The following is a 14,340-nucleotide window of genomic DNA, read 5'->3' as shown; positions in this document are numbered from 1 at the left end:
GCCGAACCGAAAGCCCGTCAAGTGGTCTAGGAATTGAAGAAAGAGACTGCACTGTGAAATCTCCCATTTCCGTTTTGCATGCCGACAATCCCGTTGCTTCGAAGGCCCTGCTGGCTGCCCGTCACCCCGAACGAGGATCCTGACATGGCACGAGAAAGACGCAGCGCGCGGGGAGGCGGTCGACGCGGCAAAAGTGATCGCAGCAGCGCGGCAATTCAGCAGCTGCCCTGGCAGGCTGTAGTCAACACCTCGCCCAAGATGGAATTGCTGAGCGAAGATCAACTGGATCAGCTGCACGCCACTTCGATGCGTATCCTCTCTGAAGCAGGCATTCGTGTCATGGGTGAAAACGTCTTGGCCCTTTTTGAACAGGCCGGAGCGTTGGTAGACCGAGACACCAAAACCATTCGGATTGACGAAAGCATCGTTAACGAGGCGCTGAAAACCGTCCCGAAGACTTTTACCCTAACCGGGCGCAACCCGGACAAGCGGATCACTTTGGGTGGGAACAACGTCAATTTTGGCCTCGTCGCCGGTCCGCCGAACGTTCACGATTGCATCAACGGGCGACGTCCGGGCAACTATGAAGACTATTGCAACTTCATCAAGTTGGCCCATCACTTCAACGCAATACACCTGATCGGCAATCAAGTTACGGCTCCGCAGGAAATGCCGGCCAATAATCGACATCTGGACACCTACAACGCAAACCTCAGCTATTGCGACCTCAGTTTTCACGCCACAGCGATTGGCCGAGGGCGGGCGATAGATGGCATCAACATGATGGCCATCGCTCGGGGTATCTCGTTGGATCAGATGCGCGCCGACCCGGGACTGATCACCATCATTTCCGTGAACTCGCCCCGCCTGTTTGACGACGCGATGGGCGACGGCCTGATCGCAATGGCCGAGCACGGCCAGCCGGTGACGATCACACCCTTCACTTTGATGGGCGCGATGACCCCCGTCACCCTTCCCGCCGCTTTGGCCCAGCAGAATGCCGAGGCCCTGTTCGGGGTGACGCTAACCCAACTGGTCAATCCGGGAACCCCGGTGATGTATGGTGCGTTCACGTCGAACGTCGACATGCGCTCGGGTGCGCCTGCCTTTGGAACACCAGAAAACACCAAGGCCAATATGATCAGCGGTCAGCTGACCCGCCGTTATGGCATTCCCTATCGAACTTCGAACGCCAACGCCTCGAACGTGGTCGATTTGCAGGCGGTCTATGAGACGATGATGGCCACCTGGGGCGCGGTGTTAGGTGGGGCCAATCTGGTCTATCACGCAGCCGGTTGGCTCGAAGGTGGGCTGACGGCATCTTATGAGAAGCTCGTCATGGATGTGGAAATCCTGCAAAACATGATGGAGTATCTGAAGCCTCTGAAATTTGACGAAGGCGAACTCGCGCTGGACGCGATCAAAGATGTGCCCACTGGTGGCCATTTCTTTGGCTCTGAACACACGATGGAACGCTATGAAACTGCATTTTATGCTCCCATGCTGTCCGACTGGCAAAACCATGGCGCGTGGGAAGCTGCGGGGTCCAAGACCGCGCTGAACCGGGCGACGGAAATCTGGCAGCAGGCTTTGCGCGAATACGAAGAACCGGTAATGGACCCCGCGATCCGTGAGGAGTTGGACGCTTATATTGCCAAGCGCAAAGAAGAAATCGGTTCCGACGAGCCCTAAAGAAAAGGCCGGGTTATCAGCCCGGCCTTTGTTTACAACAGGTCGAACAAGCGCCCCGGCAGTTTTCTTTGTCGGGGCAAGCCCAAAGCCCGCATCAGCGCAAACATCATGGCCTGATTGGACGTCACCACGGGTTTGCCCAGCGTGGCTTCGATCCGGTCAACGGCCTCGACCGCGCGCATGTCGGTACAGCTGAGCACGATGGCTTCGGCTTCGGTGTGGTCAGCCTGACAGGCCAGATTGAACACCTCGTCGGGGGTTAGTTCACCCTGTCCGTAATTCCCAAGCTCACGACCAATATCAGCGCATTTGACTGTTGTGATCTGGTTTTTCGCCAGAAAATCAACTGCCTGCGAGTTAATCTCGCCCAGATAGGGTGACGAGAACCCCACTTTGGTTACGCCCAAAGCCTTGATTGCATGGATCAATGATCCGGCGGCGGTAAAAGACAGTGCGCCTGACCCTGCCTTAATGTCCTGTGCCAATTGCTCATCAAATGACGGGCCGTGTGTCAGAGTGGCAGACGTGCAGCCATAGAGCACCACATCAGGCCGCACACCTGCTATCATCTTCAGATCATGGCTGATGTCCGAAGCCCCAAGACCCGCCATTTGATCCGAGCCCGGAATTTCATCCACATCATACCCGCCCATGCGCTGGAAATGCACGGTCGTGTCCGGGCAACGCATCAGCATCATGTCTGCCTCAAGGTTGGTGTTGGTGAACGGCACCAGCACACCGATCTTGGCCCGTGTTCGGGTCTCATGGGTCATGACGTCACCTCTTTCAAAACGGTCAGGCACCGATCCATTACGGGTTCTTCACAAATGGTGGCGCGCAGACAATCGCCCAGACCATAGCCCCCCATGCCGCGCATCAGTAACCCTTGGGCACGCAGGGCAGCATCTGCCTTTTGCGCCATCTCCACGTCGGCAAAACGGATCAACACGAAATTCGTATGGCTCAGCGCAACCGCCAGCCCCAGAGCGCAGCACCCATTGGCAAACTGATCCCGAATGGCAGCGGTTTTGGAAACCGTATCCAGCATATGATCCTGATCCCGCATCGCTGCGGTCGCCATGGCCTGCGAAGGGATCGAGACATTGTTCGGGTTCAACAGCTTCCGCACCTCACCGGCGATAGAGTCGGGGAACAGACCCCAACCCACGCGCGCGCCCGCCAATCCGTAGGCCTTGGAAAAGGTTCGCATGACCACAGTGTCGCCGCGATCTACCAGCGCGAAGACTTCGTCCGGGTTTTGATCCTGATCGGCGAACTCGGCATAGGCCTGGTCGACCACCAACAACACGTCCGCCGGCAACGCGTTGCGCAGGCGCAGAATTTCGGCATTCGGGATCAGAGTCCCGGTGGGGTTGCCCGGGTTACAGACAAAAGCAATCCGCGTTTGAGGCGTGACAGCGGCCAATATGTCATCAACCGAAACGGTCAAATCCACCTCGCGCGCTTTCACGTAATCGGCCTGCACTTGCGCCGTTGCAGAAGCAACGTAAGCATAGCCATAATCCGTGCCCAGCACCCGATCGCCCGGCCCGGCGAATGCCCGGATCAGGCATCCGATCAACTCCATCGATCCCGCGCCGCACAGGATGTTCCCGGCCTCAACACCATGGGTTTCAGAAATTGCACTGCGCAGCTCTGGCCAGTCTGGGTCGGGGTAAAGTGGCATTTGATCCAACGCCGCCTGCCCTGCCGCAACAGCCGCGGGACTGGCGGGAAAGGCACTTTCGTTTTGGGCCAGAGACACGGTCTCGGGCCCACCCAAATCCGCCAGCGCGTAAGCTGCCATCTGGCGGACATGCTCGACTGCGCGGATCATGATGACGTGTCTCCATAGGCTTTCGCGCCTGCTTCGGTCACAAGGCCGCGTTTGAGATCCAGCGCCAAGGCCTTTGGATCCCGTTCTGACGGATCGCCAAAGCCTCCACCGCCCGGCGTGTCGAAGATCAGGTAATCATCGCCCTCCACCCGCAGTTCTCCTTTGCCGGGTATATCGTCGTTGCCATCGCGGAACCGGATGCGCCCCGGGGCACCGGGCTGGCCGCCCATTCGGCCCAAGGCTGGGAACTTCAGACGCTCGACCGAGAGGAAAACGATGAAAGGCGCGTTATTGGACGAGGTCATCTCAATCCTTTGTCCGAGACCTCCGCGATATTTACCCGCTCCACCTGAATCCGGCAGCAGTTCCCGCCGCCACATCACGACTGGTGCGACGCTTTCAGTGATCTCGACTTGCGAACCGAACACACCAGAAGGATATGCAGTTGCAGACAATCCGTCTGCGTGGGGTCGCGCGCCGGTGCCACCATTGTGGACTGGTTCGATCGCAAATTCCCGCCCTCCATTGGCCGCCACTTCGGGCGCATGACGCATGGGCAGATCGAACATGCACGATGCACCCTCGGCGGGAACCTGATCCGGCAGTGCCTGGTGCAAGCACCCCAGGACCAAATCCGGTGTCACCTGTCCCAGCGTATGGCGCATCGCAACCGGCACCGGGCGTTGCGCATTCAGGATGCAGCCCTTTGGTCCATCGACTGTGAACGGCTCCAGCGAGCCAGCATTGTTCGGAATGTCCGGGCCAACGATGCAGCGCAAGGCAAACACCGTGTAAGCCGTTGCATAGTTCAAAGGAACGTTGATACCTTTTTTCGAACAGCCCGATGTGCCGGTGAAATCCACGTGCATCCCGTCCTTGGTAACGGTCAGCGTGGCGTGCAACTCCAACTCATTCTCGTACCCATCCATCCGCAGAACGTTCTTATAGACGCCTTCGGGCACCTCGGCGATGGCCTCCAGCGCGCCTTTACGCGAAGTGTCGATGACATAGCAGCCCAAAGTGTCCAGATCGTCGATCCCGAACTCGTCCATCATTGCAACCAACCGGTTCACCCCGGCCTCACAACAAGCGATCAGGGCATAAATGTCGCCCTCGTTGGCAATGGGTTCGCGCGAGTTGGCACGGATGATGTCCATCAACAGCGCGTTGGGCGTGCCTTCTTCCACCAGTTTGCAGGGCGGGATCAACAGGCCCTCGTCATAGATGTCCGACCCCTCGGGGCCCATACCCAAACCGCCCAGATCCACCAGATGCGAGGTGCAGGAGGTAAAACCAACAACCTTGCCATCCTTGAACGCTGGCATCATCAGCAGGAAGTCGTTCAGGTGCCCCGAAGCCAGCCAGGGGTCATTGGTCATATAGATGTCGCCGGGTTTCATGTCCTGCACCGAAAATCGCTCGCGCAGGTGAAGAACGGCTTCGGCCATAGTGTTGATATGGCCAGGCGTACCGGTCACGGCCTGCGCCAGCATACGGCCATTGACGTCAAAGATACCGGCGGAAATGTCGCCACATTCGCGTACAATGGGCGAGAAGGCGGCACGGATCAGAGTCTGACCCTGTTCCTCGACCACCGCAAGCAGGCGGTTCCACATCACTTGCAAGCGGGCAGGAGAGAGTTTTGGGGAAAGCTCAGCACTCATTTTGCGCCTCCTTTCTGATCCTGAATCAAGACAAGATTACCAATGGCGTCCAAATGGGCCGAGAAATCGGCAGAGACCAGCGTCGTCGTTTGCGGTTCATGAATCAGCGCTGGTCCCCGAACGCGGTCACCGGGTTTCAAATCAGCGCGGGCGACAAAAGCCGCGTCCTTCGCAGTTCCATCTACGTCGCACGTGACGGGTCGCGTTTCAGAGACTTTAAACACAGAAGGTTCAGGCGTTTCCGGAACTGGTGGAACGGAACGTTCCGGGGTGGCGACACGAACAGCCCAATTGAGAATCTCGATCTGCATACCCGGGACGGGGCGCGAGAATTGCTTGCGGTATTCTTCCTCAAACGCGGCGGTCAAAGGCGCGATATCCTCGGGCGACAGCGCGCGATCCGGTAATGAGATTTCGATCTCGTGCCCTTGTCCGTTGTAACGCATAAAGGCAGTGCGTAGGACTTCGGTCGGCGCATCACCTGCGCCTTGGGCGACAACCTCTTTTGCCTCGGCAATCATTATGTCGAACAGAGCATTCACATCGTCCATATCCATGCTGTCCAGCAAAGAATAGCGAGAGCGGACGATCTCAAACGACACAGACGCAAACAGGAAACCAACTGCGGATCCGACCCCCGGATTGCGTGGGATCACGATACGCGACACACCGGCAGAGCGCGCAACCCTGCTGGCGTGCAGCGGCCCATTGCCACCAAAGGCAATCATCGTGCGCGGACCCAGATCTTTGCCACTTTCTACGGCATGCATTCGCCCCGCGCTGGCCATGCTCTCATCCACGATCCGACTGACCCCATCTGCGGACCCAATCGCATCCAGGTTCAACCTCTCACCAATCACGCGTTTCAGAGCCGCCTTTGAGCCCTTGGGGTCGAGCTTGATATGCCCCTCGGCAAATGTGTCCGGGACAATGTAGCCGAGTGTGATGTCGCTGTCGGTGACTGTCGGTTCTGTGCCACCGCGCATGAAGGCAACCGGCCCGGGTTCCGATCCGGCCGACTTCGGGCCAACGGTCAGGCGCCCCAGCCGATCGACGCCTGCAATCGAACCGCCGCCCGCACCGATTTCAATCATCTCGATCACCGGAATACGCACAGGCATGCCCGAACCTTTGATGAACCGCGCGGCGCGCGCGATTTCAAAGGATCTGGAGGTCTGAGGGCGCGCCTTGTCGATCAGACAAAGCTTGGCTGTGGTACCGCCTACGTCAAACGACAACACTTGGTCCAACCCGGACCGCGCCGCAATCCTAGCAGCCAGAATGGCTCCACCCGCCGGCCCGGATTCAACCAGCCGGATGGGGAAGCGTGCCGCGGTTTCCACTGTGCACATCCCTCCGCCCGCAGTCATCATCAGGATTGGGCAATTCACACCCTGAGCTGCAAACTGCTTAATAAACCGGCTCAGGTATGACTCCATCAGCGGCTGAATATACGCGTTCGCGACTGTGGTGCAGAGCCTGTCGAATTCTCGCGCTTCGGGGCTGACGTCGGACGAAATCGAGATTGTAAGATCAGGACGATGCTCGGCCAGAATATCGCGCAAGCGTTTTTCATGCGTGGGGTTGGCGTAAGAGTGTATAAGGCAGATCGCCACCGCCTCTGCCCCGCTGGCGTCAAGTTCAGCCAGCAAGCGTTCTACTTGTGTCTCATCCAAAGCGACCAGGACCTCTCCTTCAGCCGACATACGTTCGCGGATCACAAAAGACCGTTCCCGCGGGACCAGAAGATCAGGTTTCTCCAAATTGATGTCGTACTGGGAATAGCGTCGCTCGTACCCGATATCGAGGATATCTCGGAACCCTTCGGTGCAAATCGTGGCCACAACCGCCCCACGCCGTTCAATCAGCGCGTTTGTCGCAAGTGTGGTTCCGTGGATAAACCCGGTGACCTCCATCAGTGACCGACCCGACTGCGCCATGACGCGTTCAGCGCCTTCCATGGCGCCTTCGGCGGGATTTTGATGCGTGGTCAGGGTTTTCGTTGACGCAAGTATCGTCTCATCCCCAGAGACCAGAACTGTGTCAGTAAAAGTGCCACCAATATCGATGGCCAGGCGTAACGCGGTTGTCATTTGGTATTCCGTTGTCTTCTGAAATCATGCCGTCAGTACGCCCCACAGGGCGATTACTGGCGCGGCGTAACCAGATCACACCCGGTCGCACGGCGATCCAGTCGATTAGGAATACAATACCGAGTCATAGTGTTTTTTCTCGCATCATCGAAGAGCATGCTAGCAAGTTTGCGACATGCGCGACCGCCAGCGACACAAACATTTCCACGCCATGGGCGTCAGCTTACATCCTTCTCGCGCGCTTGGTGAGTTGGAGTCGCGATCAGGTTGTCGGCAAGCAAGTCATCAACAAAAAGGCTCAAAAGTTGAAGGCGGCCTGATACTCCGGCCTTTCGGTAAATTGAAGCACATTGTGCCTTGATCGTACCTTGTTTCGTGTCCCGGATTTCGGCGATTTCCGCAATCGCAAATCCCTTGATTGCCAGAATACCGACATCCCGCTCTGCCTGCGTCAATGACCATGACTGAAACCGCGCCTCAAGCACCTCACCGAACGCGCCCGAGGCGACTTTCATTTGATCCTCAAGCTTGGACTGACGGTTCAGCATGCTGCGCAGCTCGATAGTAGTGAAGGCCAAACCACCAATCAGTGCAACCGTGACCAAAAGTTCAACAAGATCACTTTCCGCCAGAAAGAACGAGGAATTGGGCCAGAAATCCAACACGATATCCAAAAGAAAATAAACGCTGCAAAGAGCTTGCACCGCGAATAAGGACCATAAGAGTGTGGCACGTGTCATAGTTTGGCTTTCGGATTATGCGGGGCGCGTCCAAAGCCGGACACGCCCCTTCATGTCAGCTGTCGTCCTCGTCGTCTAGTTCGATTGCAATAACCGCACCGGTTTCGGGAGAAACTTCGATCTCGTAGTTCTTGCCGTTAAGGAAGGCATAGATCTCGATCTCGTCCTGTTCGGTTTCCACCTCGGAAATGGTATATCCTTGGGCCTCCAACGCCGAACGAATGTCAGCTTCTGAGGACCCAAGCACATGGCCTATATTGATCTGCGCCATCGCCAAGCCAGGAGTTACACAAGCCGCCAACACTGCCAGTTTACCAAATTTGTTCATTTGCATTCCTTTCATGGATATCAGCCACCGCGAGACTGCGGTTGCCCTGATCTGTGCGGCTTGCAGGAACAACAAAATTGGACTTTTGGCAGAATTCAACCGGCTTAGGCCAAAGGTTTATGCGAAAATGCCCGGCCTAAGGTTACAAAAACCGTTGAGAAACTTCGAAAAAATAAAAAAGCTATGAATATCAAGAAAAAAAGCCCCCGTTTGAAACAGGGGCCGAATTCAGGTTCGTCAAGTCTTACGCTGGGGTGGACAGACCCAGTTGTTCAACGACCGCGCTTGCGGATTTGATCCAGCGCTCGCGTAGGGCACTGTTTTGGGTGTGGCGCAAACCGATCGATGTCAGAAACGCGAACCGTTTCGGATCATCGCCACCGAAAGACAGTGCAACACGCGGCCACCAATAATCCACAGCGCTTTGCATCTGCCTGGCCTCTCCGCCTTCTGCCAGCTTCATGGCACCTTCTAGCGCCAGGGTGCCGTGATGCGCTTCGACAGGGGCGATTTGACGAAAGACTTCTGCGAGAGGCTGATAAGAAACAGTCGAAAATTCGTCCAGCTGCTCGGCCACAGCGCGGCTCATCAAAAGGTTCATGATCACAGCGTCGGTCCAGCCCGAGATCGGATAGTTGAACACAGCAAGCCGCATGTCATGCGCGCTGCGCGTTGCGCCGATATCGTCATCGCGATCCAGTCGCGCGGTCCATGGATGGTGCGTGGCGTATCGTTCGGTATCTGCGCCAAACTCGCCCATTATTTTAAGAACGCGATCTGCATGATCGGTTTTCTCAAGCACTATTTTTGCTGCCGCGATCCGTTCCTTGATGCCCGGCCCATGATTGATGATATCCGCAAAACCCGCGGCGCCTGCCAATTCGCTGTCCACAAAGGTAGCCATCAGCTTCATCAGTTCGGCGCGGTAGCGTGGCGGCACATTAGTCGGGTTGGTTAGTACCCCGCCTGCGGCCAGGTAGCTGTCGAGTGTCATGGCTTCGGTCATTGATCCTCTCCCTTTACTGGTCGTAGTCCACGGCCACACGGTCGGTCACCGGATAAGCCTGACAGCTCAGCACATAGCCCTTTTCGACCTCGTAGTCTTCGAGCGCATGATTGGCGAGCATCTCGACCTCCCCCTCGATCACGCGGCAACGGCAGGTAGAACAAACCCCGGCCTTACACGCGTATGGCGCGTCCATGGCGTTTTCCAAGGCTGCGTCCAAAATGGATTGATCCTTGGGCAGGGTCACGGTTTGGGTAGAGCCGTCAAGCGTGATCGAAGCGCTGGTCTGGTTCGCCTGCGTGCCCGTCTCTGCCATGTTTGCCGTGCGCTTTGCCCGGCCAGGTTGGGCGCTGGCAAAAAGCTCGAACTTGATCTGGCTGTCCTCAAGCCCATGCTCGCGCAGCGCGGCGGCAATCCCCAGCATCATCGGCTCAGGCCCACAGATAAAGGCCGTATCCACGTTTTTGATGTCGATCCAGTGTTCAAACAACTCGCCGCATTTTTCCTGCGTTACAAGCCCGGTGAACAGATCAATCTCCTGCGCGTCGGTCTCAAGAATATGGATCACGTTCAGGCGACCCATATAGAGGTTTTTCAGGTCCTCCAGCTCCTCTCGGAACATGATTGAGTTGATGCCCTTGTTGGCGTAGATCAGCGTGAAGCGGGACTTGGGTTCACGCGCCAGCGTTGTTTTCAGAATCGAAAGGACGGGTGTAATCCCCGATCCGCCAGCAAAGCCGAGGTATTGTTTTTCCGCGCCCGCTTCGATTGGCACGTGAAAGCTGCCCATAGGCGGCATCGCTTGAACAACGTCACCAACGCTCAACTCTGCGTTGGCCCAGCTTGAGAAAGCACCACCTTCGACGCGTTTAATGCCAACTTGAAGAACGCCGTCATCCTTTCCCGCGCAGATCGAATACGAGCGGCGCAGTTCTTCGCCGTCAAAATCACGCCGGAAGGTCAGGTATTGACCCGCGGTGAAATCGAACTGTTCCGCTGCGCCATTCACAGGCTCAAGCGTCACAACAACCGCATCGCGGATGGTTTTGTGGATGTCGGTGACTTTCAGGTCATGAAAACGTGCCATCCGGTACTCCTCCTCAGATGCACTTGAAATAGTCAAAAGGTTCCAGGCAGTCAGTGCAGCGCCAGTGGGCCTTGCATGGGGTCGAGCCGAACTGGCTGACTTTTTCAACAGCCTTGCTGCCGCAATGCGGACACCGTTCTGGCCCGCCCGCCGGTTGCGGTGGCGCAATGCCATAGTCTTCCAGCTTGGCGCGGCCTTTTTCACTTAGCCAATCGGTGGTCCAGGCGGGCGAAATGCTGGTTTCGATCCTCACTTCGCTGATCCCATGGTCTCGCAGCGCGGTTTCGATATCCATGCTGATGACGGAAGTCGCCGGACAGCCTGAGTACGTTGGTGTGACGGTCACAACCAACGTTCCGGCGTCCCAACGCACACCGCGAACGATTCCCAGATCCACGACCGAGATCACCGGTATCTCGGGATCGGGAACAGCATCCAACCAACTCCAGATCTGATCAGTCGAGGATTGCATCCGCTCTCACCACTTGGCTCCGGGATAGGCGCGTTGCAGCCATTGCATCTGCGTCAGCAGATGACCCAGATGCTCGGTATGCATGCGCCCGTCACGCCCGCCCTTATGGGCAAACTGGCTTTCTGGAATGCTCAGTGTTGCCTGGGTCAGTATCCTTCCGACCAAAGCGTCATATTCTTCTCGCAAGTCAGTCGGATTGGGTGCGATACCTGCGGCGACCATCTGGGCGTCGACTTCATCGCTTGCGAACATCTCACCGACATAGGGCCACAGATAATCGAGAGCTTCCTGCATACGGGCATGGCTTTCCTCTGTCCCGTCGCCCAGCCCCACTACGGTGCCGCCCGAGCGTTCGAGGTGATAGGCAACCTCTTTGCTGGCTTTGGCGGCAATGGCAGCGACACGATCATCCGCGGATGTCATCAAGCGCCCCAGCATAATCGAATGCCATGCGTCAAACAGAAACTGACGCATCAGTGTACGACCGAAATCGCCGTTGGGAACCTCGACAAGCAGTACATTGCGGAAATCCCAAGCGTCGCGCAGAAAGGCCAGATCGTCAGCGCTTTTGCCACCATCAATCTCGCCCGCAAGACCAAGCCACATCTGGGTCTGTCCGATCAGATCCAACGCAGTGTTGGCCAGCGCGATGTCTTCCTCCAGAACCGGCGCGTGCCCGCACCACTCGCTGACCCGGTGGCCAAGGATCAGCGTATTGTCCCCCATCCGCAGCAGGAATTGATGCAAAGCGTCGTTGGAAACCGAAACACTCATTACATCGCCCCCACTTCTTCGGGGATATCGAAGAAAGTTGGATGGCGGTACACTTTGCTTTCGCTGGGTTCGTACAGCGGGCCTTTATCACTGGGCGATGAGGCCGAGATGTTGTTTGCCTCGACAACCCAAATCGAAACACCTTCGTTGCGGCGTGTGTAAACATCGCGCGCGTTCTTGATTGCCATTTTGGCGTCCGGGGCGTGCAGCGATCCAACATGTCGGTGGCTCATACCGTGTTGGCCGCGGATAAAGATTTCCCACAGGGGCCATTCGTTATTCATCGGGTTTCCTCCTTGGGTTCACTCTGCTGCCAGATTGCCGGATTGCTTCTTGCGGGCGTGCGCCAAAAGACCGTCCCGCACCCATTTCCCGTCATCCCAGGCCTTGTTGCGTGCAGCGAGACGATCCACGTTGCACGGGCCATTGCCCTTGATCACGTCGAAGAATTCCGACCAGTCAGGTTCTGAGAAATCATAGTGCCCGCGTTCTTCGTTCCATTTCAGGTCTGGGTCGGGAATGGTCAGGCCCAGATACTCGGCCTGCGGCACGGTCTGGTCGACGAATTTCTGGCGCAGTTCGTCATTCGTATTGATCTTGATTTTCCACGCCATCGACTGGGCAGAATGAACCGAGTCCTTGTCAGACGGGCCAAACATCATCAGCGACGGATACCAGAAGCGGTTCATTGCATCCTGCGCCATCTTGCGCTGCTCGGGCGTACCTTCGGCCATTTTGCGGATCGCGTCGTAACCTTGCCGCTGATGGAAGCTCTCTTCCTTGCAGATACGGATCATCGCGCGCGAGTATGGTCCGAAAGATGTCCGCTGCAGCGGAACTTGGTTCATGATAGCCGCCCCATCCACCAGCCAGCCTACCGCGCCAATATCGGCCCAGTTCAGCGTTGGGTAGTTGAAGATCGACGAGTATTTCATACGCCCGTCCAGCAGCATCTCGGTCAACTCATCTCGGCTAACGCCCAGCGTTTCAGCCGCGCAATACAAGTAGAGCCCATGCCCGGCCTCATCCTGCACCTTGGCCAACAGGATCGCCTTGCGCTCCAGTGTCGGTGCGCGGGTGATCCAGTTGCCTTCGGGCAGTTGACCTACGATTTCAGAATGCGCGTGCTGACCGATCTGACGGATCAGGGTCTTGCGATAAGCCTGAGGCATCCAATCTTTTGGTTCGATCTTGATATCGGCATCAATCCGCGCCTGGAACTCTGCCAGTTTCTCCGGATCTTCGTTTGATGCTTCGGATTTAACCATCTGAGCATACATGTCCCGTCTCCTCCGTTACACGCGTTCAAGAATGAGGGCCGCGCCCTGCCCGACGCCCACACACATGGTGCAGAGCGCATAGCGACCCCCGGTTCGCTTCAATTGATAGGCTGCAGTCAGCACCAGACGCGCGCCGCTCATGCCCAGTGGGTGGCCCAAAGCGATGGCCCCTCCATTGGGGTTCACGTGGGACGCATCGTCCGGCAGGCCCAACTCGCGCAGGGTGGCAAGGCCCTGAGAGGCAAACGCCTCATTCAACTCGATCACGTCCATCTGTTCGATGCTCAACCCTGCTCGGGCCAGAACCTTGCGGCTGGCGGGCACCGGGCCGATGCCCATGACACGCGGCGCAACACCCGCAACCGACATGCCCACCACACGGGCCATCGGGGTCAGACCATTCTTGACCGCCGCCGTCTCATTCGCCATCAGAATGGCTGCCGCGCCATCATTTACACCTGAAGCATTGCCCGCTGTGACGGTCTTTTCCGGTCCGTTCACCCCTTTGAGACCCGACAGCTTTTCTGCTGTGGTTCCCGGACGCGGGTGTTCATCCGTATCCACAATGATCGGGTCGCCTTTTCGCTGTGGCACCGAAACCGGAGTGATTTCATCGCCGAAAACACCCGCCGCATGAGCGGCCGCCCACCGGGCCTGGCTGCGTGCAGCAAAGGCATCCTGATCTTCACGACTGATGCCATAGTCCTCAGCCACGTTGTCGGCAGTCTGCGGCATGGAATCCACGCCGTAGTCCTGCTTCATCTTCGGGTTCACGAAACGCCATCCGATCGTGGTGTCGTGCACCGCGTTGTTGCGAGTGAACGCCGAAGTTGCCTTGGGCATCACAAACGGTGCGCGGGACATGCTTTCCACGCCCCCCGCAATGGCCAGATCGTAATCGCCTGCCTTGATGCCACGGGCTGCCATTCCAACGGCATCCATACCGCTGGCGCAAAGACGGTTTACCGTTGTTCCCGGAACGTCGATTGGCAACCCGGCCAACAAGGCCGCCATTCGCGCAACGTTCCTGTTGCTCTCTCCGGCCTGATTGGCATCACCATAGATCACATCGTCGACACTGGCCCAATCGACCTGAGGGTTGCGTTCTTTCAACGCCGCCAGTGGCAAAGCCGCAAGATCATCCGTGCGAACCGAAGACAGCGCTCCGCCATACCGCCCAATCGGTGTACGCGTCGCGTCGCAAATGAATGCGTCCATGTCCGAGGTCTCCTGTTCGCGTCAGTATTCATTAACCGTCTGGTCGGTTTTTATTAAAGTAACCGATTCGAGGCAAGCTTTATGTTACCTTTCTTTGACCACGTTCACCATTTTTGTAACATATAAAGTCAGAACTTTATCGTTGCGAT

General features: G+C 57.1%; 14 protein-coding genes. 1 reads left to right on the top strand and 13 read right to left on the bottom strand.

Annotated features, from left to right (window positions below):
- The first annotated feature begins 144 nt into the window (after nt 1-144).
- Nucleotides 145-1,692: a trimethylamine methyltransferase family protein gene (locus GS630_RS01050; RefSeq protein ID WP_171620850.1), complete on the top strand. Its 1,548-nt coding sequence runs from the start codon at nt 145-147 to the stop codon at nt 1,690-1,692.
- A 32-nt stretch (nt 1,693-1,724) separates the two neighbouring features.
- Here GS630_RS01050 and GS630_RS01045 read toward each other — a convergent pair whose 3' ends face one another.
- The 13 genes from GS630_RS01045 to pcaF form a co-directional block, all read right to left on the bottom strand.
- On the bottom strand, nt 1,725-2,465 hold the full coding sequence (locus GS630_RS01045) for an Asp/Glu racemase (RefSeq protein ID WP_171235817.1): 741 nt from the start codon (nt 2,463-2,465) through the stop codon (nt 1,725-1,727).
- Complete coding sequence (locus tag GS630_RS01040; RefSeq protein ID WP_171235816.1) at nt 2,462-3,529, bottom strand: histidinol-phosphate transaminase; 1,068 nt, start codon at nt 3,527-3,529, stop codon at nt 2,462-2,464. Before GS630_RS01040 ends, GS630_RS01045 begins: the two co-directional genes overlap by 4 nt.
- Nucleotides 3,526-5,193 (bottom strand): hydantoinase B/oxoprolinase family protein, encoded by a 1,668-nt coding sequence (locus GS630_RS01035; RefSeq protein ID WP_171620849.1) that lies wholly within the window; start codon nt 5,191-5,193, stop codon nt 3,526-3,528. Before GS630_RS01035 ends, GS630_RS01040 begins: the two co-directional genes overlap by 4 nt.
- Nucleotides 5,190-7,286, bottom strand: a complete 2,097-nt coding sequence (locus GS630_RS01030; protein WP_171620848.1) for a hydantoinase/oxoprolinase family protein — start codon at nt 7,284-7,286, stop codon at nt 5,190-5,192. Before GS630_RS01030 ends, GS630_RS01035 begins: the two co-directional genes overlap by 4 nt.
- A 218-nt stretch (nt 7,287-7,504) precedes the next feature.
- The gene (locus GS630_RS01025) at nt 7,505-8,026 is read right to left on the bottom strand and encodes a LuxR C-terminal-related transcriptional regulator (RefSeq protein ID WP_171620847.1); all 522 of its coding nucleotides are present in this window, start codon (nt 8,024-8,026) and stop codon (nt 7,505-7,507) included.
- A gap of 55 nt (nt 8,027-8,081) precedes the next feature.
- Complete coding sequence (locus GS630_RS01020; RefSeq protein ID WP_171620846.1) at nt 8,082-8,354, bottom strand: PepSY domain-containing protein; 273 nt, start codon at nt 8,352-8,354, stop codon at nt 8,082-8,084.
- 244 nt (nt 8,355-8,598) lie between these two features.
- Nucleotides 8,599-9,360 (bottom strand): Phenylacetic acid catabolic protein, encoded by a 762-nt coding sequence (locus GS630_RS01015; protein ID WP_171176660.1) that lies wholly within the window; start codon nt 9,358-9,360, stop codon nt 8,599-8,601.
- A 13-nt stretch (nt 9,361-9,373) separates the two neighbouring features.
- Nucleotides 9,374-10,447 carry a 2Fe-2S iron-sulfur cluster-binding protein gene (locus GS630_RS01010; protein ID WP_171620845.1) on the bottom strand — a complete coding sequence of 358 codons (1,074 nt, stop codon included), beginning with the start codon at nt 10,445-10,447 and terminating at the stop codon, nt 9,374-9,376.
- Nucleotides 10,448-10,460: 13 nt separating this feature from the next.
- Entirely contained in the window at nt 10,461-10,919 is a 459-nt protein-coding gene (gene paaD, locus GS630_RS01005; protein ID WP_171176656.1) for a 1,2-phenylacetyl-CoA epoxidase subunit PaaD, read from the bottom strand.
- 6 nt (nt 10,920-10,925) lie between these two features.
- Nucleotides 10,926-11,693 carry a 1,2-phenylacetyl-CoA epoxidase subunit PaaC gene (gene paaC / locus GS630_RS01000; RefSeq protein ID WP_171620844.1) on the bottom strand — a complete coding sequence of 256 codons (768 nt, stop codon included), beginning with the start codon at nt 11,691-11,693 and terminating at the stop codon, nt 10,926-10,928.
- A complete protein-coding gene (gene paaB, locus GS630_RS00995) occupies nt 11,693-11,977 on the bottom strand; it encodes a 1,2-phenylacetyl-CoA epoxidase subunit PaaB (RefSeq protein ID WP_171620843.1) in 285 nt (94 codons plus the stop codon). Before paaB ends, paaC begins: the two co-directional genes overlap by 1 nt.
- A gap of 18 nt (nt 11,978-11,995) precedes the next feature.
- Nucleotides 11,996-12,973 (bottom strand): 1,2-phenylacetyl-CoA epoxidase subunit PaaA, encoded by a 978-nt coding sequence (paaA, locus tag GS630_RS00990; RefSeq protein ID WP_171620842.1) that lies wholly within the window; start codon nt 12,971-12,973, stop codon nt 11,996-11,998.
- Between the two features lie 15 nt (nt 12,974-12,988).
- On the bottom strand, nt 12,989-14,191 hold the full coding sequence (gene pcaF / locus GS630_RS00985; protein WP_171176650.1) for a 3-oxoadipyl-CoA thiolase: 1,203 nt from the start codon (nt 14,189-14,191) through the stop codon (nt 12,989-12,991).
- Nucleotides 14,192-14,340: the final 149 nt, after the last annotated feature.

This window comes from Ruegeria sp. HKCCD7303 (assembly GCF_013111185.1).
Taxonomy (GTDB): domain Bacteria; phylum Pseudomonadota; class Alphaproteobacteria; order Rhodobacterales; family Rhodobacteraceae; genus Ruegeria.
Note: the sequence above shows the minus strand (reverse complement) of the source record. Positions and strands in the feature narration are given on the sequence as shown.